The organism is Algiphilus sp., assembly GCF_965216485.1.
In the GTDB taxonomy this organism is placed as follows: domain Bacteria; phylum Pseudomonadota; class Gammaproteobacteria; order Nevskiales; family Nevskiaceae; genus Algiphilus.
The window spans coordinates 941,523-964,204 of the sequence record NZ_OZ244162.1 but is presented as its reverse complement, the minus strand read 5'-3'; the positions used below and the strand labels follow the sequence as shown (position 1 = coordinate 964,204).

Annotated in this window: 23 protein-coding genes; 6 read left to right on the top strand and 17 right to left on the bottom strand. The window is 65.0% G+C overall.

Translation table 11 applies throughout. The features are described 5' to 3' along the window. Positions 1-89: 89 nt before the first annotated feature. From ACOOFO_RS04430 to trxA, 3 genes are all read right to left on the bottom strand, one after another. The gene (locus ACOOFO_RS04430; RefSeq protein WP_420428448.1) at positions 90-1,184 is read right to left on the bottom strand and encodes a hypothetical protein; all 1,095 of its coding nucleotides are present in this window, start codon (positions 1,182-1,184) and stop codon (positions 90-92) included. Positions 1,185-1,236: 52 nt separating this feature from the next. Beyond that, positions 1,237-2,547, bottom strand: coding sequence for a transcription termination factor Rho (gene rho / locus ACOOFO_RS04425; RefSeq protein WP_350164157.1), 1,311 nt, complete (start codon positions 2,545-2,547; stop codon positions 1,237-1,239). A 112-nt stretch (positions 2,548-2,659) separates the two neighbouring features. Next, entirely contained in the window at positions 2,660-2,986 is a 327-nt protein-coding gene (gene trxA, locus ACOOFO_RS04420) for a thioredoxin TrxA (RefSeq protein WP_223056921.1), read from the bottom strand. Positions 2,987-3,295: 309 nt separating this feature from the next. Here trxA and ACOOFO_RS04415 point away from each other — a divergent pair, with 309 nt between their 5' ends. Further along, on the top strand, positions 3,296-4,597 hold the full coding sequence (locus ACOOFO_RS04415; protein WP_420428447.1) for a DEAD/DEAH box helicase: 1,302 nt from the start codon (positions 3,296-3,298) through the stop codon (positions 4,595-4,597). 13 nt (positions 4,598-4,610) lie between these two features. Here the strand turns inward: ACOOFO_RS04415 and ACOOFO_RS04410 are convergent, their stop codons facing one another. The 8 genes from ACOOFO_RS04410 to yrfG form a co-directional block, all read right to left on the bottom strand. Beyond that, complete coding sequence (locus ACOOFO_RS04410) at positions 4,611-5,705, bottom strand: diguanylate cyclase domain-containing protein (protein WP_420428446.1); 1,095 nt, start codon at positions 5,703-5,705, stop codon at positions 4,611-4,613. A gap of 54 nt (positions 5,706-5,759) precedes the next feature. Beyond that, positions 5,760-6,974: a pilin gene (locus ACOOFO_RS04405; RefSeq protein ID WP_420428445.1), complete on the bottom strand. Its 1,215-nt coding sequence runs from the start codon at positions 6,972-6,974 to the stop codon at positions 5,760-5,762. Between the two features lie 77 nt (positions 6,975-7,051). Further along, complete coding sequence (locus ACOOFO_RS04400; protein WP_420428444.1) at positions 7,052-9,253, bottom strand: TonB-dependent receptor family protein; 2,202 nt, start codon at positions 9,251-9,253, stop codon at positions 7,052-7,054. Between the two features lie 40 nt (positions 9,254-9,293). Continuing rightward, on the bottom strand, positions 9,294-9,719 hold the full coding sequence (locus tag ACOOFO_RS04395; RefSeq protein ID WP_420428443.1) for a thiol-disulfide oxidoreductase DCC family protein: 426 nt from the start codon (positions 9,717-9,719) through the stop codon (positions 9,294-9,296). Then, complete coding sequence (locus ACOOFO_RS04390) at positions 9,716-11,140, bottom strand: HTTM domain-containing protein (protein WP_420428442.1); 1,425 nt, start codon at positions 11,138-11,140, stop codon at positions 9,716-9,718. The genes ACOOFO_RS04395 and ACOOFO_RS04390 overlap by 4 nt, the downstream gene beginning before the upstream one ends. A gap of 9 nt (positions 11,141-11,149) precedes the next feature. Then, complete coding sequence (locus ACOOFO_RS04385) at positions 11,150-12,403, bottom strand: imelysin family protein (protein WP_420428441.1); 1,254 nt, start codon at positions 12,401-12,403, stop codon at positions 11,150-11,152. After that, the gene (locus tag ACOOFO_RS04380; RefSeq protein ID WP_420428440.1) at positions 12,403-13,803 is read right to left on the bottom strand and encodes a DUF4856 domain-containing protein; all 1,401 of its coding nucleotides are present in this window, start codon (positions 13,801-13,803) and stop codon (positions 12,403-12,405) included. The genes ACOOFO_RS04385 and ACOOFO_RS04380 overlap by 1 nt, the downstream gene beginning before the upstream one ends. 166 nt (positions 13,804-13,969) lie before the next feature. Beyond that, positions 13,970-14,632, bottom strand: a complete 663-nt coding sequence (yrfG, locus tag ACOOFO_RS04375; protein ID WP_420428439.1) for a GMP/IMP nucleotidase — start codon at positions 14,630-14,632, stop codon at positions 13,970-13,972. Between the two features lie 37 nt (positions 14,633-14,669). Between yrfG and cysQ the strand changes: the two genes are divergently transcribed. Then, a complete protein-coding gene (gene cysQ, locus ACOOFO_RS04370; RefSeq protein WP_420428438.1) occupies positions 14,670-15,464 on the top strand; it encodes a 3'(2'),5'-bisphosphate nucleotidase CysQ in 795 nt (264 codons plus the stop codon). Beyond that, positions 15,461-16,294: a glutamate racemase gene (murI, locus tag ACOOFO_RS04365; RefSeq protein WP_420428437.1), complete on the top strand. Its 834-nt coding sequence runs from the start codon at positions 15,461-15,463 to the stop codon at positions 16,292-16,294. The genes cysQ and murI overlap by 4 nt, the downstream gene beginning before the upstream one ends. Here the strand turns inward: murI and mtnC are convergent. The 6 genes from mtnC to radC form a co-directional block, all read right to left on the bottom strand. Next, positions 16,284-16,976 (bottom strand): acireductone synthase, encoded by a 693-nt coding sequence (gene mtnC / locus ACOOFO_RS04360; RefSeq protein WP_420429641.1) that lies wholly within the window; start codon positions 16,974-16,976, stop codon positions 16,284-16,286. The genes murI and mtnC overlap by 11 nt on opposite strands. A gap of 184 nt (positions 16,977-17,160) precedes the next feature. Further along, a complete protein-coding gene (locus tag ACOOFO_RS04355; RefSeq protein WP_420428436.1) occupies positions 17,161-17,721 on the bottom strand; it encodes a 1,2-dihydroxy-3-keto-5-methylthiopentene dioxygenase in 561 nt (186 codons plus the stop codon). Continuing rightward, complete coding sequence (locus ACOOFO_RS04350) at positions 17,721-18,338, bottom strand: methylthioribulose 1-phosphate dehydratase (protein ID WP_420428435.1); 618 nt, start codon at positions 18,336-18,338, stop codon at positions 17,721-17,723. Before ACOOFO_RS04350 ends, ACOOFO_RS04355 begins: the two co-directional genes overlap by 1 nt. A 388-nt stretch (positions 18,339-18,726) precedes the next feature. Next, positions 18,727-18,903 (bottom strand): 50S ribosomal protein L33, encoded by a 177-nt coding sequence (gene rpmG, locus ACOOFO_RS04345; RefSeq protein WP_223056932.1) that lies wholly within the window; start codon positions 18,901-18,903, stop codon positions 18,727-18,729. A 3-nt stretch (positions 18,904-18,906) separates the two neighbouring features. Next, a complete protein-coding gene (rpmB, locus tag ACOOFO_RS04340; protein ID WP_223056933.1) occupies positions 18,907-19,143 on the bottom strand; it encodes a 50S ribosomal protein L28 in 237 nt (78 codons plus the stop codon). 95 nt (positions 19,144-19,238) lie between these two features. After that, positions 19,239-19,910, bottom strand: a complete 672-nt coding sequence (radC, locus tag ACOOFO_RS04335; RefSeq protein WP_420428434.1) for a RadC family protein — start codon at positions 19,908-19,910, stop codon at positions 19,239-19,241. 89 nt (positions 19,911-19,999) lie between these two features. On the opposite strand from radC, the gene coaBC reads away from it, so the two are divergent. Genes coaBC through argB form a run of 3 tightly spaced genes read left to right on the top strand, consistent with a single transcriptional unit; the run spans position 20,000 to position 22,520 of the window. Further along, complete coding sequence (gene coaBC / locus ACOOFO_RS04330; RefSeq protein WP_420428433.1) at positions 20,000-21,217, top strand: bifunctional phosphopantothenoylcysteine decarboxylase/phosphopantothenate--cysteine ligase CoaBC; 1,218 nt, start codon at positions 20,000-20,002, stop codon at positions 21,215-21,217. Further along, on the top strand, positions 21,214-21,657 hold the full coding sequence (gene dut, locus ACOOFO_RS04325; protein WP_420428432.1) for a dUTP diphosphatase: 444 nt from the start codon (positions 21,214-21,216) through the stop codon (positions 21,655-21,657). Before coaBC ends, dut begins: the two co-directional genes overlap by 4 nt. Next, positions 21,657-22,520 (top strand): acetylglutamate kinase, encoded by an 864-nt coding sequence (argB, locus tag ACOOFO_RS04320; protein ID WP_420428431.1) that lies wholly within the window; start codon positions 21,657-21,659, stop codon positions 22,518-22,520. The genes dut and argB overlap by 1 nt, the downstream gene beginning before the upstream one ends. Positions 22,521-22,682 lie beyond the last annotated feature (162 nt).

Sequence of the window (22,682 nt, the reverse complement as noted above, 5' to 3'; positions counted from 1 at the left end):
TGATTTCCATGCGCTCAATGCGGAGTAAAGAGGCTGCGCCGAAGGCGAGCCTTGGGCACGCGGGCATCATAGACGCACGCCGGTCGATGTCAACCGCGCTTGGCGCCGGCACCCTCGATATGGGTGGCACCATCCCGCCAGGCCATCCAGGCCGACAGAGCGTGCTGCGCATAGTCGATACGCAGCTCCGTGGCCTTCGCATCCACCGACCTTTCCGGCGCACGCTGCACGGCGCCCTCATGCAGTCCACCGACCACACGCGCCCGAAGACTGTAGGCCACAGCGGCGGGCAGCATGCGCTCCAGGCTTCGCGTCACGGCATGCCCTGGCGGCAACAGTGAACGCACTGCCAGCAAGCCTTCGAGACGGGTGGTTGTGGGCGTGGTGCGTCCGCAGCGACTGAGCGCACCGCTGGACTGCCCCTCCGCCAGCATGGTCTCGACAATCATTACGGCATGTTCGAGGAGTGCTTTGCGCTCCATGGCAAAGGGCCACAGCGCCTCGGTGGCAAGCAAGGCCCAGTGATCCGGCTCACAGCGTCCGCTGGCGCGGCGCTTGCGCGCCAGATACAGCAGCGCGCGCTCCGCGGCATCGAGCCAATCCGGGTTCTCGTCCACCGCATACAGGCGCGTCAGCCCAAGTGCCGCCTCGCCAGGGTAGTAGAGGGATTCCCACTGCGTCATGCCTCCCTTGGAGGCGTGATACTTAGAGATGAAATGGCCATGCTCATCCTGCAGGCTGGCAATGAAGGCCCCAATGCCGGACAGGACCTTCACCGGAGGGCGCCAGACCTGGTTGGCATCCATGCCACACCACGCTGCCAAGGCCAGACCGGCGGCGCCCAACTTCGCCTCCAGCGGACGCCCCTCAGGGTCCCCCCACAAGGCAAAGCAGTCGGCCTGACCAGGCACCGTCCGGATGCAGGCAGTGGCCAGATAGCGCGATGCGGCATCGATGGTCGGGTCGACCGCAATGGTTGACGGTCGCTCACCGAACTGGGCCAGGGCGTACAACGCACCGGCGTGGCGGGCCACGTTGTAGCGTTGCATTGGCACGCCACGCGCGTCGTAGCCGTATTCGAAGCGCCCCGCGAAGCGACACTGCCGGATCAGCCATTGTGCCGCCCCATCGATGGCGACATTGAGGGCAGCGAGTTCGGGGGCGTATGCAGCGTCCGTGGTCACTACCGCACCTCAGAGACGATGCACACGCCCTTGCCTTCCCGATCCTGCGTGATCAGTTGCGCTTCATGGCATCGAAGAACTGCGAATTAGTCTTGGTCTGCTTCATGCGATCCAGGAGCAATTCCATGGCCGACATCTCGTCCATGTCGTGCAGCGCCTTGCGCAACAGCCAGATCTTCTGGAGATCACCGGGGTCGATCATCAACTCTTCGCGACGCGTGCCGGATCGATTGATGTTGACCGCCGGATAGACGCGCTTCTCGGCGAGGCGACGCTCCAGGTGGATCTCCATGTTGCCCGTGCCCTTGAACTCCTCGTAGATGACTTCGTCCATCTTCGAGCCGGTCTCGATGAGCGCGGTGGCCAGAATGGTGAGGCTGCCGCCTTCCTCGACGTTGCGGGCGGCACCGAAGAAGCGCTTCGGCTTCTGCAGTGCGTTGGCGTCCACACCACCGGTGAGCACCTTGCCGGAGCTTGGCGCCACCGTGTTGTAGGCGCGCGCCAGACGCGTGATGGAATCCAGCAGGATGACCACATCGCGCTTGTGTTCGACCAGGCGCTTGGCCTTCTCGATCACCATCTCCGCAACCTGGGTGTGACGCGAAGCGGCCTCATCGAAGGTGGAAGCAACCACTTCGCCGCGCACAGTGCGCTGCATGTCGGTGACTTCCTCGGGGCGCTCGTCGATCAGCAGCACGATGAGATAGACATCCGGGTAGTTCGCCATGATCGACTGCGCGACGTTCTGCAGCAGCATGGTCTTGCCCGCCTTTGGCGGCGAGACGATCAGCCCGCGCTGCCCCTTGCCGCATGGCGCGATGAGATCGAGGATGCGCGCCGTGATGTCTTCCGTGGTGCCGTTGCCGCGCTCCATGGTGAGACGCTCTTCCGGGAACAGCGGCGTCAGGTTCTCGAAGTTGACCTTGCGACGCGTCTTCTCCGGCGCTTCGTAGTTCAGCTCATTGATCTTGAGCAGCGCGAAGTAGCGTTCGTTCTCCTTGGGTGCGCGCACGCGGCCGGTGATGGTGTCACCGGTGCGCAGACCGAAGCGCTTGACCTGACTGGCAGAGACATAGACGTCATCCGGCCCGGCAAGGTAGGACGCATCCGGCGACCGCAGGAAGCCATAGCCTTGATCCACCAGCTCCAGCACGCCGGTATCGAAGATCTGCTCCCCGCGATCGGCGGCGGCATTGAGCAGGGCCGTGATGAGCTCGGGCTTCTTGCTGCGCGAGACGTTCTCCACCCCCTGCGCCGACGCCAGCTCCATGAGCGCGGTCGCGGTCATGGATTTCAACTCGGCGATGTTGACGCTGGAACTGCCTTCACCATCGGCATCGGGCTCATTGGCCGCCGCGGCGATATCGGCTTCGAGTTCCTCGTCGGAGGGGAGACCGGCGACCGAGGGGCCGCCACTGTTCGGATTCTTGTTGCGGGGCCGACGACGCGGGCGCGAGCGCTTCGGCCCCGGCTGGTTAGATGTGTTGCTCAACGAAGGCTGCCAGTTGTGCTTTGCCTACGGCGCCGGTCTGCGTTGCAGCCGCGTCGCCATTCTTGAAAAGGATGAGCGTCGGGATACCGCGCACCGAAAATCGCTGCGCAACGTCCTGATTCTCGTCGACGTTGAGCTTGACGACCTTCAGTTCGCCCTGTTTCTCATCGGCGACCTGCTCCAGTACCGGAGCGATCATGCGGCAGGGACCGCACCACTCCGCCCAGAAATCAACCAGGACGGGCTTGTCGGATTGCAAGACCTCGGCATCAAAATTGTCCGACGAAACGGACGTGACGTTGTCACTCATGGCTCGATGGGCTCCTCGTGGGAACGAAATGAAATGAGCATGCTCGCCGCACTGCGGATGCGCACCTCAGGCAGGTGCTGCAGTGGTAAATGCGCGCGGCGGGGAATCGGTTTCCATGCAATCAACAGCGCCGAAAGCGCCGTGTCGGAAACCGCTACCTGCATTGAATCTGAGGCGGGCCAAATTTGCAAGCCCTATTGGCGTTTTCGTTCGCAATTCCGGCATCTACGGTAGCGCAGGCGTATCCTTGGCATAGACAAAGACGATCAAGCAACCGAACACACGCACCGGGCGCGAGGCGCCCACGATATGACCGATACCGACTCCAAGACCGCGCTCGCCTTCAACGCGCTTCCCCTCGCCAAGACCCTGCAGGACAACCTGCGCCAGATCGGCTTTAGCCACTGCACCCCGATTCAGGCCAAGACCCTGCCGCTGGCACTCGACGGCAAGGATATTGCCGGCCAGGCACAGACCGGCACGGGCAAGACCATCGCCTTTCTGCTCGCCACGCTCGACCACCTCATCCGCACGGAGCCGAGCGGGCCCGACGGCCAGCCACGCGCGGTCATCCTGGCGCCCACACGCGAACTCGTCATCCAGATTCACAAGGACGCCGAGCCACTGGCGCGCGACACCGGCATCCGGCTGGGACTGGTCTATGGCGGCACCGGCTACGAAGCACAGCGCGAGCAGATCGCTCAGGGCGTGGATGTGTTGATCGGGACGCCGGGCCGACTGATCGACTATTTCAAGCAGAAGGTCTTCACGCTCAAGCACGCCCAGGTGGCCGTGCTCGACGAAGCCGACCGGATGTTCGACCTCGGCTTCATCAGTGACATCCGTTACATCCTGCGGCATTGCAAGCCGGCCGATCAGCGCCGCAACTACCTGTTCTCCGCCACACTGTCGCATCGCGTGCTCGAGCTGGCCTACGAGCACATGAACAACCCGACGCGGGTGGAGATCGAGCCCGAGCAGGTCACCGCCGATCGCGTCCGGCAATCTTTGGTACATGTCGCCAACGATGAGAAGCTGCCCATGCTGGTGGGTGTGCTGCGCCACACCGGCGCGACGCGGACCATGATTTTCGTGAACACCAAGCGCGCAGCCGACGTGGTCGAACGCACCCTGCGCGGAAACGACATCGAGGCGAGAACGCTATCCGGCGACGTACCGCAGAAAAAGCGCGAGCAATTGCTCGAAAGCTTCCGCAGCGGCGCCCTTGGGGTGCTGGTTGCCACCGATGTGGCGGCGCGTGGTCTGCACATCGATGGCGTGACGCACGTCATCAACTACGACCTGCCGCAGGACGCGCAGGACTATGTGCACCGCATTGGCCGTACCGCCCGCGCGGGGGCAGAAGGTGATGCTATCTCTCTGTGTTGCGAGGAATGGGTCTACTCCCTGCCCGAGATCGAGGCCTACACCGGCATGAAAATCCCGAACCTGCCAGATGCCGGTAGCTGGATGGCCACGGAGCTCAAGGCCGCCCTGCCCAAGCCCCCACGCAGTGCCGCAAAGAAAGGCTCAGGGGGCCACCGTCAACGTCGCGGCGGTGGCGGTGGCTCACGCGATCGGCGCGGGAACCGCGGTGGGCCCAAGGGCTGAGCGACGCTCCGGCTTAAAGGCGAACCAGCTGAAGTGCGCCGCCTTCTGGTGCCTGGCGTAGCGCACTTTCCGCCGCCGTTGCCCATTGCATGGCATCCACGGCGGCGCTTTCCACCACGGCAGCGGCCATCTTCGGCAGCCTCAGCCCGGCATCCTGCAGCGAGCCAATCAGACGCTGACAGAAGGCCTGCGCTGCCGCGCCGTCGGTGGCTGGCATGAGAAGGGCAACACGGCCAGCGGCATAGTGCGCCGGTGTGTCGGACTGCAAGCGGATGGTTGCCAGCAAGCGGTCGGCATAGGGCCGCACGCGATCGGCCTCCGAGAAGCCACCGCGGCCCTCGTCGACGTCGATCATCAAGAGCGTGGCGGGACTCTGCTGGCGCCGGCCGCGCCGTAACTCGCGGTGTAGGCGCTGCTGAAGGAAAGCCGCGCGGAACAGCCCAGTATCGGGATCGACGCGACGGGCTGGATGCTCGTCGGCAGTGGCATCGGCCCAACCGCCGCGCCCCCAGAGACCGACAGCCAGTGCCACAGCGAAGAGTGCGATCCAGGCCAGACCAAAAAGCAGGCCCTCGGGGGCGAAAGCGGTCGCCAGCGCACCCTCCGGGTGGATGATTGCGGCCTGGGCCATCGCGGCGACGAGCAGGTAGCCCGTGGCCATGTACACCGCAAAGCCCCAACCAGCCGGGCCAGGCAGCAGTACGAGCATCGCCACGATGCTCACCACCGGTAACGCACCCAGTGCCCCCGAGAAGGCACCGGCGATATGGAACAGGAAGAACAGATGCAGACCGAGCCAGATAAGGACCAGATATAACAGCCAGGCCACGCGATGCTCGGCATTTCGGGGCACACGTTCGAACCAGTCACGCTGTACCAGAAGTGCGGTCAGCACCAGAGTATTGACTGCGAAAACCGCCAGCAGCGTGTTGTAGGTCGTAGAGAAGCCGGCGACTTCCGGCCAATCCGCTTGAGGGTGCATGCGCAGTGCGGCTTCCACCCCCACGAAAACGACCAGCAAACCCCACGCGAACAGCACCAGAGCGCGGAGCAGATGGAGCCGATCCTCAAGCAGGATCGATGGGAGCTCGGCAAGCTTGGCCGTCATGATTTCAGCTCCCGTGGCTTCAGCGTCGCAGTCACACCCATGGCGAGGCCCTTCTCAATCATCATCCGAACACCCGGCGCTGCCACGTCCACGCCCGAAGAGCCAACCCAGACCGCGTCCAATGCCCCCCTCGCAGTCCGCGTCGTTGTCTGGACCTTTATCGTTGCCAGGCCCGTTGTCCGAACTGCGTCCATTGTTGTCACCGCCACCGCGGCCGTTGCCGTTGCCGTTTCCGCTCCCTGACGCGCCGGATCCGCTCGCGCTACCGCCAGCACCCTGACCAGAACCTTTGCCTGCGCCGGCACCAGCACTGGAACCCGCGCCTGAGCCGGAGCCAGAGCCAGAACCGGAACCGGAACCAGAACCTGACCCGGAGCCAGCGCCAGTGCCGGAGCCCAAGCCCGCCCCGGAACCCGAACCGCTGGCGCTGCCCCCACTGCCTTGACCGGCGCCACCGGAAGAACTGCCTCCGCCGCTACCGCTACCACTGCCACTGCCACCGCTCCCGGCCGAGCCAGAACCGCCGGATCCGCTCCCCGAACCGGCACCGCTACTGCTGCTGCCGCCTCCGCCTCCGCCACCGGAACTGCCACCGGATGCGCCACTGCCACCGCCGCCGGAACCACCAGCACTGCCCCCGCTCTTGCCGCCGCCACTGCTGCCGCTGCCAGACCCCGCCCCAGACCCACTGCCCGAGCCACCCGACCCAGCGCCGCCGGACCCGCTGCCGCCAGTGCCGCTGCCGTTACCGCTGCCATTGCCGCCACCGTTACCGCCACCGAGCGCCTGCACGCTACAGGCCTCCTCGGAATCGGTACAGCTGCGCGGGAGATAGTTGCGAGGGAGACTAGAGCGGCAGCACCAACGCACGCCTTGGCCACCCGAGACATTGGGAATCAGCGTCAGTGTTTCCCCAGCAATCGGTTGAGCACTGAAGGTTGCCTCGATGGCACCGCCGTCTCGGATTGCGACCGAACGCACATAGCGGCCCCGCAAGTCGGTCGGCGCAGGCAATCCGACCTCGGCGTTGCTGCTCGGAAATTGCCCAGATACGAGGAAGCCTTCGGCCACCACGGTCTTGGCGCTGGAAGCCAGCGAAAAGGCTTCCGCGACCTTGGAGCGGACCAGATAGTCCTGGTAGGTGGGTATGGCCACCGCGGCGAGGATGCCAATGACGGTGACCGCAATCATCAACTCCAACAGGGTAAAGCCAGCCGCCTTTCGATGGCGGCCGGCAGCGCCCTGAACCCCTGTCGACGCTGGCTGCATGCCGCACAACATACACAAGCGCACCGGTCATGCCCACGCCGGACCGATAATCGGTCTCGCGGCGCATTGCCTGCGGCCTAGAAGCGCCAGTCGATCCCGACCTGCGCGCTCAGCGGTTTGCCAGGCCGCGCGCCAAAGGGTCGGCGGGCGACGACATAGTCACGATCCAGCAAGTTATCGATCCGCGCCGTCAGCGCCACTGTGGATGTCAGATCGTAGCGCCCTGCCAGGTCCAGAACCGTGAAGCTGTCGCTGCCGGAGGCAGCCGGAATGGGACCACGGCCGGCGGTGTCCCGCATCTCGGACTGATACTGCAGCGAGGCAACAACCTCCCACTGCAACCCTGCCAACCCGCTCTGCACATTGAGTCGGTGCTCAGGAACATAAGGCAGCTCGAAGCCCGGCTCGACATCGCCGAATTGCGGATTGGAGGATTCAAAGGCCTCACGGAACTCACCCTGCGTGAAGGTGTAGGACACCTCCACCGGCACGAACAGCGTCTGCCCCACCGCGATGCGATGCCGGTAGGCCGTCTCCAGACCGTAGACGCGCACGCGACCGGCGTTGGTCTGCTCCCCGATCTGGGTATCGTCGCAGCCCGCCGAGAAGGTGCACTGCGCGGTGAGATTGCTGTAACGGCTGTAGAAGCCAATCGCCTCCATCCGTCCGACCGGGCTGCGCCAGCGCAGGCCGAATTCGGCATTGACGGCATCTTCCTCTTCGACACCGCTGTCGAGACTCGGCGATGGCGGCGAGAAGCCGCGGTGCACACCCGCCAGCCAAGCCAGCCGCTCCGTCTGCGCGAAATGCAGCCCGATGCCGGGCAGCACCACCAGAAAGTCTTCGCTGTTCGACTGCCCCACCAGACGATTGTCGAATTCCGTGCGGATAGCTTCCACGCGCAAGCCCGGAGTCAGCGTCAACCGCCCCCAGGCCATCTCGTCACGCGCATAGACCGCCAGCGCGGTGGCGCGACCGGTATTGTCGGCAGTGATGGCTGTCGGTACGTCGTTGCGCACCAGCGCGCCATCGCGCACATCGAAGGCATTCTCGTCGTGATCGCGGTGGATGCGATCCGAATGCAGCAGAAAACCGGTAGTGACACGGTGACTCAGCCGATCACTGTCGAAGCTGCGCGAGAAGCGGCCCTGCAGCCCGGAAGAGCGCATGCTGCGGTCATTGGTCCCGATCAGCAGATCATCGCCCGCAAAGTCCGGATTGGAATCAATGTCCCCGCGCACGACCTGCAGACGCTCGCGATTGCGCGGTGTGTCCGGGTTGCGAAGGATGTTGCGGATGTCCGTGTCGCGGACATTGTTGAACTTCAGCCAGGCGCGCTCGAAGTCATGGCTGTAGGCCGTCAGGCGCGCTTCCCCGCCCCACAGCGGGTGCTCGATATCCGCCCGGATGCCGTACCAGTCCCAGGTCATCTCATCGAGGCGGCTAGCCAGATAACGGCGGTCCGGCTGGGCGCGAAAATCCGATTCGGTCAGCCCGAGATAGGTCTCGTCGGAGGTCTCGTTGGCATAGCCCAGACGCAGTTCCGCGCGCCCCTGACCAAGGCGTCGGCCGATCTTGACCATCGCTTCGGTCTGATCAAAGCCCGTGTCACCGCCGCCATCGAGTTCCTTGAAGCCATCACTGCGGCGGTGCACCAGCTCGCCCTGCGCGCTCCAATCCGCGTTGATCGGTCCGCCGTAGCGCGTATGCAGGCGCCCGAAACCGTCACTGCCCGCCGCCATGCTGAGCAGTCCGCCCGCTTCATCGGCGATGGGTGCCGACAGCAGGTTGATGGCGCCACCAATGGTCTGTGGCCCGTACTGGATAGCGGCCGGCCCCTTGAACACCTCGACGCCCACCATGCGCAGCGTCTGTGGAAAGTAGTACGCCGCCGGTGCCGCGTAGGGCGCCGGCCCGAACAGCACGCCATCTTCCATCAGCGTGACCTTCTGACTGCGGTCCGAATTGGCGCCGCGCAGTCCAATGTTCGGACGCAAGCCGAAGCCGTCTTCCTCGCGGATGTAGAGCCCGGGAACCTCCTGCAGTACGCGATTGAGATCCCCGTAATGGAATTGCTCCAGGTCGCTCTCGTCGACCAGATGGGCCGACCCCACCGTGCGCACGAGCTCATCCGGGGTCCCGATGATTGTCACCGGCGCCATTTGCGTGGATTCGGGTGTACCGCTTGCATCGGTTTCAGGCGCCTGCGCGCGCAAAGCAGCGTGTGGGGCGATGGCGGTGCAGACAATGAGCGCGAGGGCGCCGCGAAGAGATGGCATCACTGAGAAACCTGATGGATGGTCGGGTCGCGCGACTGGCTCAGTCGTCGCAAAGATCATGGAGCAGAAAGCGCTGCCGCACTTCAGGCTGCAGCACGCTGCAATGAGGATCGGCACCGAACAGGCGGTACCGCCAGCGTCCGAACAGGCGATAGCCCGCATCGCGTACTGGCACCGGAATCCAGCGCAGCAGCATCAGCAGGCGCGGCCACCCTTGCAGATAGCGGCCCAGACGCCACAGTGCCGTGGAATGACTACTGAGCCGATCCCCTTCAAGCAGAAACATAGTATCGCGCACTTCCGGATCGATTCCCCGCGCTTGCAACAGCGCACGCGCTGGCTCTGACTGCAGCGCCGCGAAGCGCAGTCGGGGCGTGGCCTCATGGCGCAGCACGAAGGTAACCCAGCGGTTGCAGAAGCGACAGGCGCCGTCGAAGAGGAGGATGGGTGCGCGCGGCTCGCTCACGGGTGACGCGCAATCTCAAGCGGCCGATGCAGCGGCGGCACGGTCTCCGGTGGCGCAGTGATCCAATTGGCTCGGCCGATACCGTCCCGAACTTTCGCGAGGTCCACCTCGGGGTCGATCAGCGGACGCGCCCTGCGGCCGTTCAGCGCCACCATGGCATCGGCATAGACGGCCACCGGCCCGACCCCTTGCGCATTGAAGGAATCGCGGATGTGATGCGCGAGCTGCAGGATCAGATCGGGCTGGCCGACCATCTCCCGGTATTGCGCCTCGGTCAGATAATCATGCGGCGATACCTGCCGCCGGCGGCCATCGGCGGTGACTACGTGATAGGTGAGTGCGCCGGACTTCTCGCGCAGCATGACGCGCCATGAGAAGCGCATGCCCTGCTCGTTCCACAGCACCGTACCGGGGTAGGCCCAATGCCGCAGCGGCAGCAGGAATTGCACGCTGCAGAACACCAGCACCGCCACAGTGAACAGGGTCGTCAACGGCCGCCAGCGTGCCATCGGCGTAGAGGGGGTAGCGATCGGCGCGCTGAAGCGCGGTGGATGCGGTAGACGCCGCAGCAGCTTGCGCGGCCAGTCTGCATCGAAAAAGACCAGCACCGACAGCACCATGATGAAGGGGAACAGCCCGATGTTGAAGAACAGATGCGTCATCACGTGGAAGACAAGGATGACGGCAAAGGCATAGGGCCGTGACCAGCGCATCAGCATGAAGCCAATGATGGTGACGTCGAAGACAAAGGCAAACCACGAGAAGGCGTAGTGCACCCAGATATCGTCAAGCAGACCGCCGATGAGAGGCATGCCGGTGTGCGGCGGCAGCCAGATGTTCAGCGGCTGGGCGTGCAGCAGCCAGTCGGTCTCGAACTTGGCCCAGCCTGCGTAGAAATAGAGCAGACCGACCTGGAAGCGCAGCCACCAGGTTTGCCAGGTGGGCAGCGTCTCGGCGCGCAGCGAAGGCTTGCGCCACGCATCCACCGACCAGGCGCGATGCGGCGACAGGAAGCACAGGATGAGGGCCAGCAGGCTGACGAAGTAATAGTGGTTGAGGTAGGTCACCACATCCATCAGCTCGGCGTAGGTAAACAGACACCAGAAGCTGATGATCGCCACGCGATAGAAGGCGCCCAGCGCGACCATGGCCGCCGTGATGGCGATTCCGCTGTAGAGCGCGTACAGGCCCCACTCGGGCGGTACCGTCACCCACGAGAATCCCCAGTACTTGAAATGAAACTCAGGGGCGACGAAGAGCCGCTCGATCCAGCCATTCGCCATGAAGCGCAGCGCCCCCGCGCACATCAACAGCCCGAAGGCCATGCGGAACACGGCCAGGGCTGCGATGTCGCGGGGCTGCTGCAGCCAGTTCAGAAAGCGCTGCCGAGGGGCAGTCGCCTCCGTCGCGCGAGAACCCACGGCAAACACTTAGTCGTTGTCTCCAGCTGCCGCCTGCGGCGTGGCGAGGCTGAGTGCGTTGACAATGTCGGCACGGAAGATCGTCGTCACCGTCTTGACGCGACCCTGCAGGGCACAGGCGAGCGGCGCGGTCGCCGCCTGCGCCGGATCTTCCGCGGCGCCCGCCGCGCTGCTGCAGGCGTCGCTGCTGCCGATGGCTTCCACTGCGGCTTCGAATCCGCCCAACTCGTTCTCGACGCGATCGATTAGATCCAGCGCGGCCGTGAGTGCCGTGTTGAGATCCTGCACGAGGTCTTCGCGGCCGATGCTTTCGAGCAGGGTATTGATACCCATGTCGCCATCAACGCCCTGGAAGACATCGCGGAAGGTTTCGTAATTCGCGCGCAGCGCGTCGCCCGATGCCCGTGCGTTGGGGTACTCCACCCTCGACACGTCGGGGCCGGGGCAAGACAGGCCGCTGGCACCGATACCGGTCGGACAGGCGATCTTGCGGTCCTTGCTTTGCTTCTCGACATAGAACAGTGCCAGGGACAGTGCGTCGAGGGCGTCCTGTGGCCGGTTGTAGGTCATGCTGCCGTCGCCGGCATTGGCGAAAGTACCGCGGAAGTCGTCACCCGACGGCTCCCATTCCTGGCGCAGGAGGCTTGCCTGGTCCGCCGTGAACCGGGCGACCTTGGCCGCGTAGCTGGCGCGTGACGCCGCCAGATCCACGCCATCCGGTGGCGGGCAATCCGTGTTTTCCCCCTCGAAGAAGAGCAGGTATTCGAGTGCATCCATGCCCTTGGCACTCAAGCGCGTGCTGGCATCCACGTCTTCGTCCGCGAAGGCGGAGTTGTCGACGATGCAGTCATTGCTATCCGGGTAGGAATAGATCTGATCGCGAATATCCATGGCGCCGGGCTGCGGATCGCCGGTGCCGGACGTCGCCGCCGGACCGAGTTGCAGCACCTCGGCACGCTGCAGGCTGTCGGATGCTTCCAGCCAGGCGTTGCGTGCCGCCGTCAATGCCGCGTCGTCGGCGCCATCGGCACTAGCGTGCGCGTCCACCGCGGTAGCAAGGGCCGCCGCGTCGGCATCCAGATCACGCAGGGTGGGCAGGATGACGTTGTCGGCGATATCAGCCAGGACCATGCGCCGGGCGTCGTCACCCAGCGCCGGTCCGCCGCCATTGCCACCGCTACCGCCACCACCCCCACCCCCGCCGCCACATGCGGCGAGGGCGAGCGCGGCAGCAGCCGTCCAGGCTGCTGTCGTCTTTTGCATTACCAAACCTCCAGGTTGGCCTGGGCAAAGCCGTAGGCTTCACCCATGAGGGCACGGGCTTCCAGCAGATCGTCGCGATAGGCCTGCTCATTGGTGCAGATGCCGGCCTGGCACGGCGGGTTGTCGCGCAACAGCGTGTGCAGACGCTGGAAGCGGCTTTCGTCGCTGCCTTCCATAACGGGCTGCAGCAACGGCGAGTTTCGGTGGAACTGGAAGCCCAGCGCGAAGGCCTTCATCTCCGAGAAATGCTTGGCCAGATCGGAGAAGGAGAACTCGCGACTCGGGTCGTCGATGGCTGCCAGGTCGTTCAAGGTGTCATTGATGTAATGCACCACGGTGGCGGCGTAGGCGCCTTCCCATGCCGCAACGGCAGCGTCGCGCGCGGCCAGCAGCGCCTGCTGCTGCTCCGTCGTCATCTCGTTGAAGCCAACACCCGCGTCCGTAATAATCGCGCGACCGGTCTTGAAGGCTTCGAAGCCGGCGGTGGTGAAGTCGGTCGGCGCTTCGTCCGAGGCTCCGACGTCGCGCTTGGCAGCGTTGGTGGACGCACCGAAGTTGTGTTCGGCGTTGATGTCCATGACGCCATCACCGTTGTCGTCAACCACGCCTGTGCGATTGACCTCGTCACTGCGCTCTGCAAAGGCCCGCGCCGCGCCGAAGTAACCGTAACCCTCATCCCACTGGTGCTCGACGGCACTGTAGGGGGCGTCGCCGTCGCGCTCCGGCGAGGCCAGCAGGCCCTTGCCCGCAACATCATCGTCGAGATAGTCGTCCATGCCCTGCGACAAGGCGACGGCCCCGAGCAGGAATTTCTGCACGAACTGCGCAAGGTCGCGGCCGTCCGGCGTCACATAGGTGGGCTGACCAGCCGGGTTGGTTCCGGTGGCCGCCTGTTCGGAAGCTTCGCGGATGAGGGCACGGGCATAGTCCTCGGCATTGTTGAATCCGCTCACGCCTTCAAATTCGGTATTCCAGTCGCGGTGGTCCGTAACGGTGTCGTTGCCCGCCAGCTTCTCCACCAGATGCTTGGTGCCGCACAGGTCACCCAAGGTGGCCACGTCGGCAGGTACCGGCAGGTCGAGGTCGAGGATCTGCGCGGTATCCTGGTCGGCGATGGCGCCGACGATGGTGTCATCGAAATACGGCACGGATTGGCCGCGATATTCCTGACCACTGATCTCAGCGGCGTCGCGAACGGCATTGGTCAGCGCGGTGATCAGCACATGACGACAAATCTGGCCTTGATAGGCCACCGAACTCACGCCCGCCACAAAGTTGCTTTCGAAGGCGTAGCGGGCCGGTACCTCCACGCCCCCGTTGCCGCCACCGCTAACGACGTTATCTGACGCCCCATCACATGCCGCAAGGGCCACGGTTCCGATAAGGACCGCGCCGTGCATCCATTTCCGCATTGCTTTCCCCAGTTGATTTTCAAATGATGCGGGCTCGGTGCCCGCCGAAGCAAACGTGCATGCTAGGGCAGATAGGAATCATTCGCAAGTACGATCGCAATCTCTGTGCGGGCGATGCTGCGCGCGAGGCTACGCGCGAGCACTGCCCCAGGGTCTAGCCGTCGAGCAGCTCGGTGAGCACGCGCACCGCCGGAAAAGCCGTGTCCCGGCGCATGGGGCGCCCGCGGTCCGGCCAGGCGGCCGTCACGATATGACCCAGCCCGAAGGCATGACCCGCCTTCAAGACGGCCTCGGAGTCGTCGACCAATACCGCGCGTTGCGGGTCGAAGGGGTGGCGGGCGCTCAAGCCCTCCCAGAAACCGGGATGCTCCTTGGGTGCCGCCAGTTCATGCGAACTGACGATGCGATCGAAGTAGTGCGCAATCGGCGCGCGTTCGAGCTTGATGGCCAGCGTTTCAGGATGGGCGTTGGTGACCAGCCACAGGCGCTTATCACGCTGCTTGAGGCCATCGAGAAAGGCCGTGGTCTCGGGTAGCAGCCGGACATCCTTGGCGACTTCCCGTTTCAGGGCACCAACATCGACACCGGTCTGCCGATGCCAGAAGTCGATGCAATACCAGTCCAGTGTCCCCAGCGTGCGCTCGAAGTGTGGCGCCAATGCCTTGCGCGCGGCATCTTCGGTCACGCCATGGCGCTGCGCGTAGCGCTGCGGCAACAGGCGCTGCCAGAAGTGGTTGTCGAAGGCCAGATCGAGCAGGGTGCCGTCCATGTCGAGCAGCACGTCGTCGATGTCTGGCCACGGCAGACGAATGGACATGCCCCTATCATACGGCCTGTTTTGCTAGAGATTCGGAATGATCAGCGCAGCGCTACTGGATTCGGTGCTGGCCATCGCACAAGACGCCGGCCGCGCCATCCTGACCGTCTACAACACCGATTTCGCGGTGGACACCAAGGCGGATGATTCTCCCCTCACCCAGGCTGACCTGGCCGCGCACCAGATCATCATGGAGGGCCTGCGCACGCTCGACGACAGCATCCCGGTGCTGTCGGAGGAAGGCAGCGATGCCGAGCACCAGGACCGGCGTTCCTGGTCGCGCTTCTGGCTGGTCGACCCGCTCGACGGCACCAAGGAGTTCGTCAATCGCAACGGCGAATTCACGGTCAACATCGCCCTGATCGAGGACGGCGTACCAACCCTGGGTGTGGTGCACGCCCCTGCGCTCGGGACCAGTTATCTGGCCGCGAAGGGCATTGGCGCCTTCCGCGAGGATGCCGGCCAGCGCCATGCGATTCATACCCGCACTGCTCCGGAGCGCCCGGCCTTTGTGGTGAGTCGTTCGCATCGCGACGAGGCGCTGGCCGACCTGCTGCAGCGGCTGCCGCCGCACGAAGCCGTTAGCACCGGAAGCTCGCTCAAGTTCTGCCTGGTGGCCGAGGGCGCGGCGGATCTCTATCCGCGTACCGGGCCCACCAGCGAATGGGACACGGGTGCCGGCCAATGCGTTGCCGAAATTGCGGGTGCCCGCGTGGCCACACTGCCCGATCTGCAGCCCATGCGCTACAACGCGCGCGACACCCTGCTCAATCCCGGCTTTGTCGTCATCGGCGACCCTAACGCGCATTGGGTGGCAGCACTCCAGCAATGACGGCCGGCGGCGACGCACGCCCGGTTGGCATCTTCGATTCGGGCATCGGCGGGCTCTCCGTGTGGCACGCCCTTGTCGAGCAACTTCCCCTTGAGTCCACGGTCTATGTCGCCGACCAGGCGCACGTGCCCTACGGCCCGCGCCCGCCGGGCGAGATTCTTTCGTTGGCGCTGCGGGTCACGGCCTTCCTAACCGACGTCCACGACTGCAAGCTGATCGTGGTGGCATGCAATTCAGCTTCCGCCGCCGCGCTGCAGCATCTGCGCCGTGCCTACCCCGGAGTTCCCTTCGTCGGCATGGAGCCCGCCATCAAACCTGCGGCGGCCATGTCGCTCCGTCGCGTCGCCGGGGTCCTCGCCACGCCAGCCACGCTGTCGGGCGAACTGTACCGCGGCACCGTAGCCCGCCACGCGCAGGACATGCGCATCATTGCGGAAGGCTGCCCGGGTCTGGTCGACGCCATCGAAAGCTGTGCGGACACCGACACGCTGAATGCCATGCTCGAAAGCTTCGTTGCGCCCTCGCGCGCGGCCGGGGCCGACGTCATGGTGATGGCCTGCACGCACTATCCGTTGATCAAGTCGCTGATCGCCCCGCTGTGCGGCGCTCATATGCGTCTGATCGATCCCGCGCCGGCGGTAGCGCGTCAGACCGCGCGGTTGCTCGCGCAGCACGCCCTGGAAGCCCCCGCAGAGTGCCAGCCGCGGCACCAGTTCTTTACCACTGCGACCTCCGTCGACCGCTTCGAGACACCTGCTACGCATTGGCTGGGGCGCTCGATCCCCGCGCGCCAACTGACACTGGCGGCCGAGTCGATGACTACGCGCTGAGCTGAAACCGGGCGTCGACCGCCGCGAAATCTTCGGCTTGCGGATGGGCGACGGCACGCTCCACGGCTGCGTCGCGCACCAGTTGGCAGGTCTGCAGTCCGACTGCTGCCGCGGCGTCCAGCTCTGCGCCCACATCGGACAGGAAGAGGATATCGGCCGCCGGACAACCCACGGCATCCACGATGCACTGGTAGGAAGCGGACTCCTTCTTGCCACCGATCGTGGTGTCGAAATAGCCCGAGAACAGCGGGCACAGATCTCCGGCCAGCGAATGCCCGAAGATCAGTTTCTGCGCCGCTACCGAGCCGGAGGAATAGACGTAGAGCGCAAGCCCGGCCCGCGCCCAACGCCGCAGATACTCCGGCGTGTCGGGATAGACGTGACCGTGCAGGCTGCCATCGGCATAACCTTCGGCCCAAATGTTGCCCTGCAAGGCCTTCAGCGGTGTGGCCTTGCGATCCGCATCCATCCAGCGCAGCAGTTCTGCGCCCACGGCTTCGGGCGTGTCTGCACAGGCAGCCTCCCTGACCACTTCCTCCACGTGGACGCGTACTGCCGCATCGTGCCAATGCCCGCGCAGATACTCGACCATGCGCTCCCGCGCATAGGGGAACAGCGTGTCGTGCACGAAGGCGATCGAGCTGGTTGTGCCTTCGATGTCCGTCACGATGGCTTGCATGATAGTGCTCCCAAAGCCGTCCATGGCTGGCGGTCCCGGCCCGGCCTCCATGGCCGGGCGTTCGCGGGGTTCAGTGTCCGCCGGACACTGAACACATCCGGCTCACCCTTCGATGTCAGTCACAACGGCTCGGATCATGGCGCGTGCGCTCTTCGTCGGATGACCGCCTGGCCCGCAGCGATTCGACTCAGGCCGCGGATTCGATCTTGTCGAGACGCGGAAAGCGGTCGGCGATAGTGCTGCCCGTGAAGTTGGCCACCCAACCTTCCGGCGTGGTGAACAGGCGGATCGCCTTGAGGCAGGGCTCCGGCCCCATATCGAACCAGTGTGTCATGCCGGCCGGCACGGACAGCAGGTCACCGGCGCGGCAGAGCACGGCATAGATACGACCGTTGGCGTGCAGATAGAACAGCCCTTCGCCTTCGACGAAGAAGCGTACTTCGTGATCGTCGTGGGTGTGCTCATGCAGGAACTTGTCGCGCAGTGCGTCCTTTTGCGGGTGGTCCGCGGTCAGTGAGATCACATCCACTGAGCGGAAGCCGTGCTCCTTCATCAGGCGGTCGATCTGCTCGCGATAGGCCTCGATGATTTCGTCCTGCGACGCGTCCGCATCCAACGGCTGGGACGCGTCCCACTGCTCGTAAAGCACGCCAATGCGGTCCAGTTCGCGTGCCACGCTCGCGCGGTCGTAGACGGCGCGTTCGGCCTTGTGCGGATTGTGTTCGGAAAAGATTCGTAAGCTCGTCATTATTGTCTTGCCTCCCCCAGTTGCGACTGCCATTCGCAGTCAAACAGGAACTCAAGCGCCTCCACCCGGTAGCGGGCTTCGGCCACGCTGCTGCCCCAGGCGTAGAGACCGTGTCCACGGATCAAAAAACCGTGGCGCCCCCTGCCCTGATGCATGGCGTCCTCTATGACCGTCGAAAGACGTGTCATGTTCTGATCATTGTCGAAAATCGGGATTTCAACGCTGACCTCATGTGTGGAGATTCCGTCTAGAATCTTCAACAGCTCGTAGTCCCGGAGCATTACCCCGGCTTCAAGAGCGCGGGATAATACCGTGGCCGGCACAGAATGGGTATGCAGGACCGCTGCCGCCGTCGGGTCGACACGATAGATCGCGCAGTGCAGCAGCGTCTCGGCGGAGGCCCGCCGCGTTTCACCCTGCCCAGGCTGGCCCTGGTCATCCACCACCAGGAAATCCGAGGCGGACAGTTCGCCCTTGTGGCAACCGCTGGAGGTCATCAGCAGTTGGTTGGGGGCGAGCCGGGCCGAGAAGTTGCCGCCGCTGGCCGGAACCCAGCCACGCCGGTGCAGCAGGTGCCCGGCGCTGATCAGCTGGTCGGTGATGGCGGCAATATTCACGGTCGGCACGATATCGATGGATGATGGATTCGGGCGCGGAGCGTAGGCCGCTCGTGTTGCGCCTTCAAGACGCTGGCATCCGTGCCGACGGTTCCCGGCGGAGCCGTCGGCGTACCCACCCGAGACGCTATACAGGGCACGGCGGCCGACGCACGCTGGCCCGAGGAGTGCTCGCTGACGGCTGATAGGATCCCGCGAGCGCGGTCCGCCGAAAGCGTTGGGAGCAGGTCATGCGACGCGGTCAACTGTGACTTGGTGCAGCCAAGGCCCACCGTGTGGGTTGGACCTGCGCGACCCGGCATGACGAAAAAGCAACAATCAATATTCGGAGCAGCCGCGACGCGGCCTGGCGGCCAGTGGTGGCGGTACCCGACGGCCGCCGAGCGGCCTACTTGATCTTGGCTTCCTTGAACGCGACGTGCTTGCGCACGACCGGGTCGTACTTGCGGAACTCGAACTTGTCCGGCGTGTTCTTCTTGTTCTTGGTCGTCGTGTAGAAGAAGCCGGTGCCGGCGGTGGAGACGAGACGGATCTTCTCGCGATCCTTTTTGACCTTTCCTGCCATGGTTTACACCTTCATTCCGCGCGAGCGCATATCGCTCAGCACGCTTTCAATACCGTTTTTGTCGATGATGCGCATGCCCTTGCTGGACACACGCAGCTTGACGAAGCGCTTCTCGCTGTCGACCCAGAAACGGTGCGTGTGCAGATTGGGCAGGAAGCGCCTGCGCGTCTTGTTGTTGGCGTGCGACACATTGTTGCCCACCGACGGGCGCTTGCCGGTCACTTGGCAGACTCGGGACATGACGAACCTCGGATCAGGGCGGGCAAGCGAGGCCCGCTGGCGAAAGAGCGCGGCTTTATATCAAAAGCCCTCCACTTTGGCAAGACGACATGCGCCTAGAGCAGGCCGCGCTCGGCAAAGCTGACGCAGTGCTCGCCGACGATGACGTGGTCCAGGACACGGATGTCGACCGTGCGCAGTGCCGTGATCAGACGGTCGGTGAGTTCACGGTCAGCGGCGGAGGGTTCGGCGACCCCGCTCGGATGGTTATGCGCGAAGATCACCGCTGCTGCATTGCGACGCAGCGCCGCCTTGACGACCTCGCGCGGATAGACCGCCGCCGCATTGATGGTGCCCATGGCCAGAACCTCGAAGGCGAGCACCTGGTGCTGGTTGTCGAGCAGCAGCATGCCGAACAGCTCCCGGGCTTCGTCGCGCAGGCGTGCCTGCAGGAAGCGCCGGGTACTGCCGGGATCACGCAACACGCCCTCTCGACGCAGCTCCTCCGCCAGATGGCGGCGGGACAACTCGAGCACGGCCTGCAACTGGGCAAACTTGGCGCGACCCAGACCCTTGGCCGCACAGAAGCGCTCCACGTCGGCACTCAGCAGACTGCGCAAGCCACCGAAGGTGGACAGCAGTTCCCGCGCCAGATCGACGGCACTCAGCCCGGCGACCCCGGTTCGCAGAAAGACGGCCAGCAACTCGGCATCGCTGAGCGCGGCAGCCCCCCGGGCCAGCAGCTTTTCACGCGGTCGTTCGGTCTCGGGCCAGTCGCGGATGCTCATTTCATTTCCCCTGAGTAACTCAAAGGTAGCGACTCCCGCCGCCGGCGCCAAGCGGCCGGCCTTGCACGCCCTTGCGCTACCATGCGCGCATGCCTGACATCAGCCTCAGCCAACACCGCATTCTGCTCGGGGTGACCGGCGGCATTGCCGCCTACAAGTCCGCTGAGCTGGTCCGCCTGCTGCGCAAGGCCGGAGCCGAAGTGCAGGTTGTACTGACCGCGGGCGGCGCCCGCTTCATCACCCCCGTCACGCTGCAGGCCCTGTCCGGTCATCCGGTGCGCCAGAGCCTGTGGGATGAAGACGCCGAAGCCGCCATGGGCCATATCGAGCTGGCGCGCTGGCCGGATTGCGTCGTGGTCGCGCCAGCATCGGCCAATGCCATGGCGCGACTGGCCGCGGGCATGACCAGCGACCTGCTCTCCACACTGTGCCTGGCCTCGGATCGCCCGCTGCTGCTGGCACCCGCCATGAATCGGCTGATGTGGGCGCATCCCGCCACCCGCGACAACGTCGAGCGACTGCGTGCGCGCGGTGCACAGATCATCGGGCCGGCGGCTGGCGATCAGGCCTGTGGCGAGGTCGGCGACGGGCGCATGGTGGAGCCCTCGGAGTTGCTGTCCGCCATCGCACGGCAGCTCGGCGCCCTCGATCAGCCGCTGCAGGGACGCCGGGCGGTGATCACCGCTGGCCCGACGCGGGAGGCCATCGATCCCGTGCGGGTACTGTCCAATCGCTCTTCGGGGCGCATGGGCTTTGCGCTGGCCGATGCGCTGGCGCGCGCCGGGGCGCAGGTGACCCTGGTCGCCGGACCGGTGCATCTGGATACGCCGGACGGCGTGCAGCGCATTGATGTCGAGTCCGCCGCCGACATGGCCGAAGCGGCCAGCCGGCACGCGGCAGAGGCAGATCTGTTCATCGGCTGCGCCGCCGTGGCCGACTACCGGCCGGCACAGGCGGAATCGCAGAAGATCAAGAAGGACAACGCCACCCTGTCCATCGCCCTCGAACGCACGCAGGACATCCTGCAGCGCGTCCGCGGCGAGCAGCCCGATCTCTATATGGTGGGCTTTGCCGCCGAAACCGAGAACCTGGCCGAGAACGCCCGCGGCAAGCTGCAACGCAAGGGCCTGCAGCTCGTCGCCGGCAACCTGGTGGGCGACGGTCGCGCTTTCGATCAGGAAGACAATCACCTGATCCTGTTCTCGGCACAGGGCGAAACCGACCTCGGCAAGGGCAGCAAGCGCGACCTGGCCCGGCGCATGGTGGCGCACATCGCCCACAACCTCACCACACCCCCTACGGCATGACCGACATCGAACTGCGCGTCCTTGACCCACGCGCCACCCTGCCCGCACACGCCACCGAGGGATCGGCGGGCTGCGACCTGCGCGCCCTGCTCGACGAGGCACTGACGCTGCAGCCCGGCCAGACCGAGCTGCTGCGCACGGGCCTCGCGGTCCACATCGCCGACCCGGGTTTGGCCGCCTTGATCCTTCCGCGTTCGGGGCTCGGCCACAAGCACGGCATCGTGCTTGGAAACCTGGTGGGCCTGATCGACTCCGATTACCAGGGTGAGCTGATGATTTCCTGCTGGAATCGCGGCAACGCCGCGTTCACCATCGAGCCCTTCGAACGCGTGGCGCAGCTCGTCATCGTTCCTGTCGTGCAGGCGCGCTTCCGGACCGTCGACCAGTTTGGCGACAGCCTGCGCGGCGACGGCGGCTTTGGTTCCTCGGGGAGACAGTAATGGCACTGACACCGGACGCGGCCATGCAGGTCGCCCGCGTATTGACGGAAGCGCTGCCCTACATCCGGCGCTTTGCCGGCAAGACCGTGGTCGTCAAATATGGCGGCAACGCCATGGAGAACCCGGCCCAGGCCACCAGCTTTGCGCGCGACATCACGCTGATGAAGCTGGTCGGCATCCACCCGGTCGTGGTGCACGGCGGCGGTCCGCAGATCGGCCAGCACCTCGAACGCCTCGGCATTGCCTCGCGTTTCGTCAACGGTCTGCGCGTGACCGATGCCGAGACCATGGATGTGGTCGAGATGATGCTCGGTGGACGCGTCAACAAGGCCTTGGTGTCGGCCATCAACCAGCAAGGCGGCCGCGCCGTGGGCCTGACCGGCAAGGATGGCGGCCTGATCCGCGCCCGCAAGCTGGACTCCGACGGCGAAGACATCGGCCAGGTCGGCGAAGTCGCCTCCATCGATCCCGAGGTCATCACGCACCTGGAAGCTGGTGGCTTCATCCCCGTCATTGCTCCGGTGGGCGTAGGTGAGGACGGCGCGGCCTACAACATCAATGCCGACACCGTCGCCGGCAAGATCGCCAGCGTGCTCAAGGCCGAGAAGCTGATGTTGCTGTCCAATATCCGCGGTGTCCTCGACGCCGAGGGCAACCTGCTGACCGGGCTGGACACGCACGAAGTCGACGGCCTGATCAGCGACGGCACCATCCACGGCGGCATGCTGCCCAAGATCGGCTGCGCGCTCGACGCGGTGCGCAGTGGCGTGCGGGCTGTGCACATCGTCGACGGTCGCGTCGAGCACGCGGTCTTGCTCGAACTGTTCACCGACGAAGGCGTGGGAACGCTAATACGGGGGTGAGGCGCGACCGAAGTGCCAGTGGCACTTCGCAGCGCGCCGAACGCTCGGGCCAAGGAGGGCCCGAGCCGGGTCACTTGACGAGGACAGGATGTCCGAGTGTAGTGACTGCGGCGCCCGATGACGCAGGTAGCCTCAGTGCACCCGCCGCAAGCCGCTCACGCG

What these genes read in the sequence shown, in the direction of transcription:
- trxA (WP_223056921.1), bottom strand. Translation starts at nt 2,986, where the DNA reads ATGAGTGACAACGTCACGTCCGTTTCGTCGGACAATTTTGATGCCGAG.
- ACOOFO_RS04415 (WP_420428447.1), top strand. Translation starts at nt 3,296, where the DNA reads ATGACCGATACCGACTCCAAGACCGCGCTCGCCTTCAACGCGCTTCCC.
- ACOOFO_RS04410 (WP_420428446.1), bottom strand. Translation starts at nt 5,705, where the DNA reads ATGACGGCCAAGCTTGCCGAGCTCCCATCGATCCTGCTTGAGGATCGG.
- ACOOFO_RS04405 (WP_420428445.1), bottom strand. Translation starts at nt 6,974, where the DNA reads ATGCAGCCAGCGTCGACAGGGGTTCAGGGCGCTGCCGGCCGCCATCGA.
- ACOOFO_RS04400 (WP_420428444.1), bottom strand. Translation starts at nt 9,253, where the DNA reads ATGCCATCTCTTCGCGGCGCCCTCGCGCTCATTGTCTGCACCGCCATC.
- ACOOFO_RS04385 (WP_420428441.1), bottom strand. Translation starts at nt 12,403, where the DNA reads ATGCAAAAGACGACAGCAGCCTGGACGGCTGCTGCCGCGCTCGCCCTC.
- ACOOFO_RS04380 (WP_420428440.1), bottom strand. Translation starts at nt 13,803, where the DNA reads ATGCACGGCGCGGTCCTTATCGGAACCGTGGCCCTTGCGGCATGTGAT.
- yrfG (WP_420428439.1), bottom strand. Translation starts at nt 14,632, where the DNA reads ATGTCCATTCGTCTGCCGTGGCCAGACATCGACGACGTGCTGCTCGAC.
- cysQ (WP_420428438.1), top strand. Translation starts at nt 14,670, where the DNA reads ATGATCAGCGCAGCGCTACTGGATTCGGTGCTGGCCATCGCACAAGAC.
- murI (WP_420428437.1), top strand. Translation starts at nt 15,461, where the DNA reads ATGACGGCCGGCGGCGACGCACGCCCGGTTGGCATCTTCGATTCGGGC.
- ACOOFO_RS04355 (WP_420428436.1), bottom strand. Translation starts at nt 17,721, where the DNA reads ATGACGAGCTTACGAATCTTTTCCGAACACAATCCGCACAAGGCCGAA.
- rpmG (WP_223056932.1), bottom strand. Translation starts at nt 18,903, where the DNA reads ATGGCAGGAAAGGTCAAAAAGGATCGCGAGAAGATCCGTCTCGTCTCC.
- rpmB (WP_223056933.1), bottom strand. Translation starts at nt 19,143, where the DNA reads ATGTCCCGAGTCTGCCAAGTGACCGGCAAGCGCCCGTCGGTGGGCAAC.
- radC (WP_420428434.1), bottom strand. Translation starts at nt 19,910, where the DNA reads ATGAGCATCCGCGACTGGCCCGAGACCGAACGACCGCGTGAAAAGCTG.
- coaBC (WP_420428433.1), top strand. Translation starts at nt 20,000, where the DNA reads ATGCCTGACATCAGCCTCAGCCAACACCGCATTCTGCTCGGGGTGACC.
- dut (WP_420428432.1), top strand. Translation starts at nt 21,214, where the DNA reads ATGACCGACATCGAACTGCGCGTCCTTGACCCACGCGCCACCCTGCCC.
- argB (WP_420428431.1), top strand. Translation starts at nt 21,657, where the DNA reads ATGGCACTGACACCGGACGCGGCCATGCAGGTCGCCCGCGTATTGACG.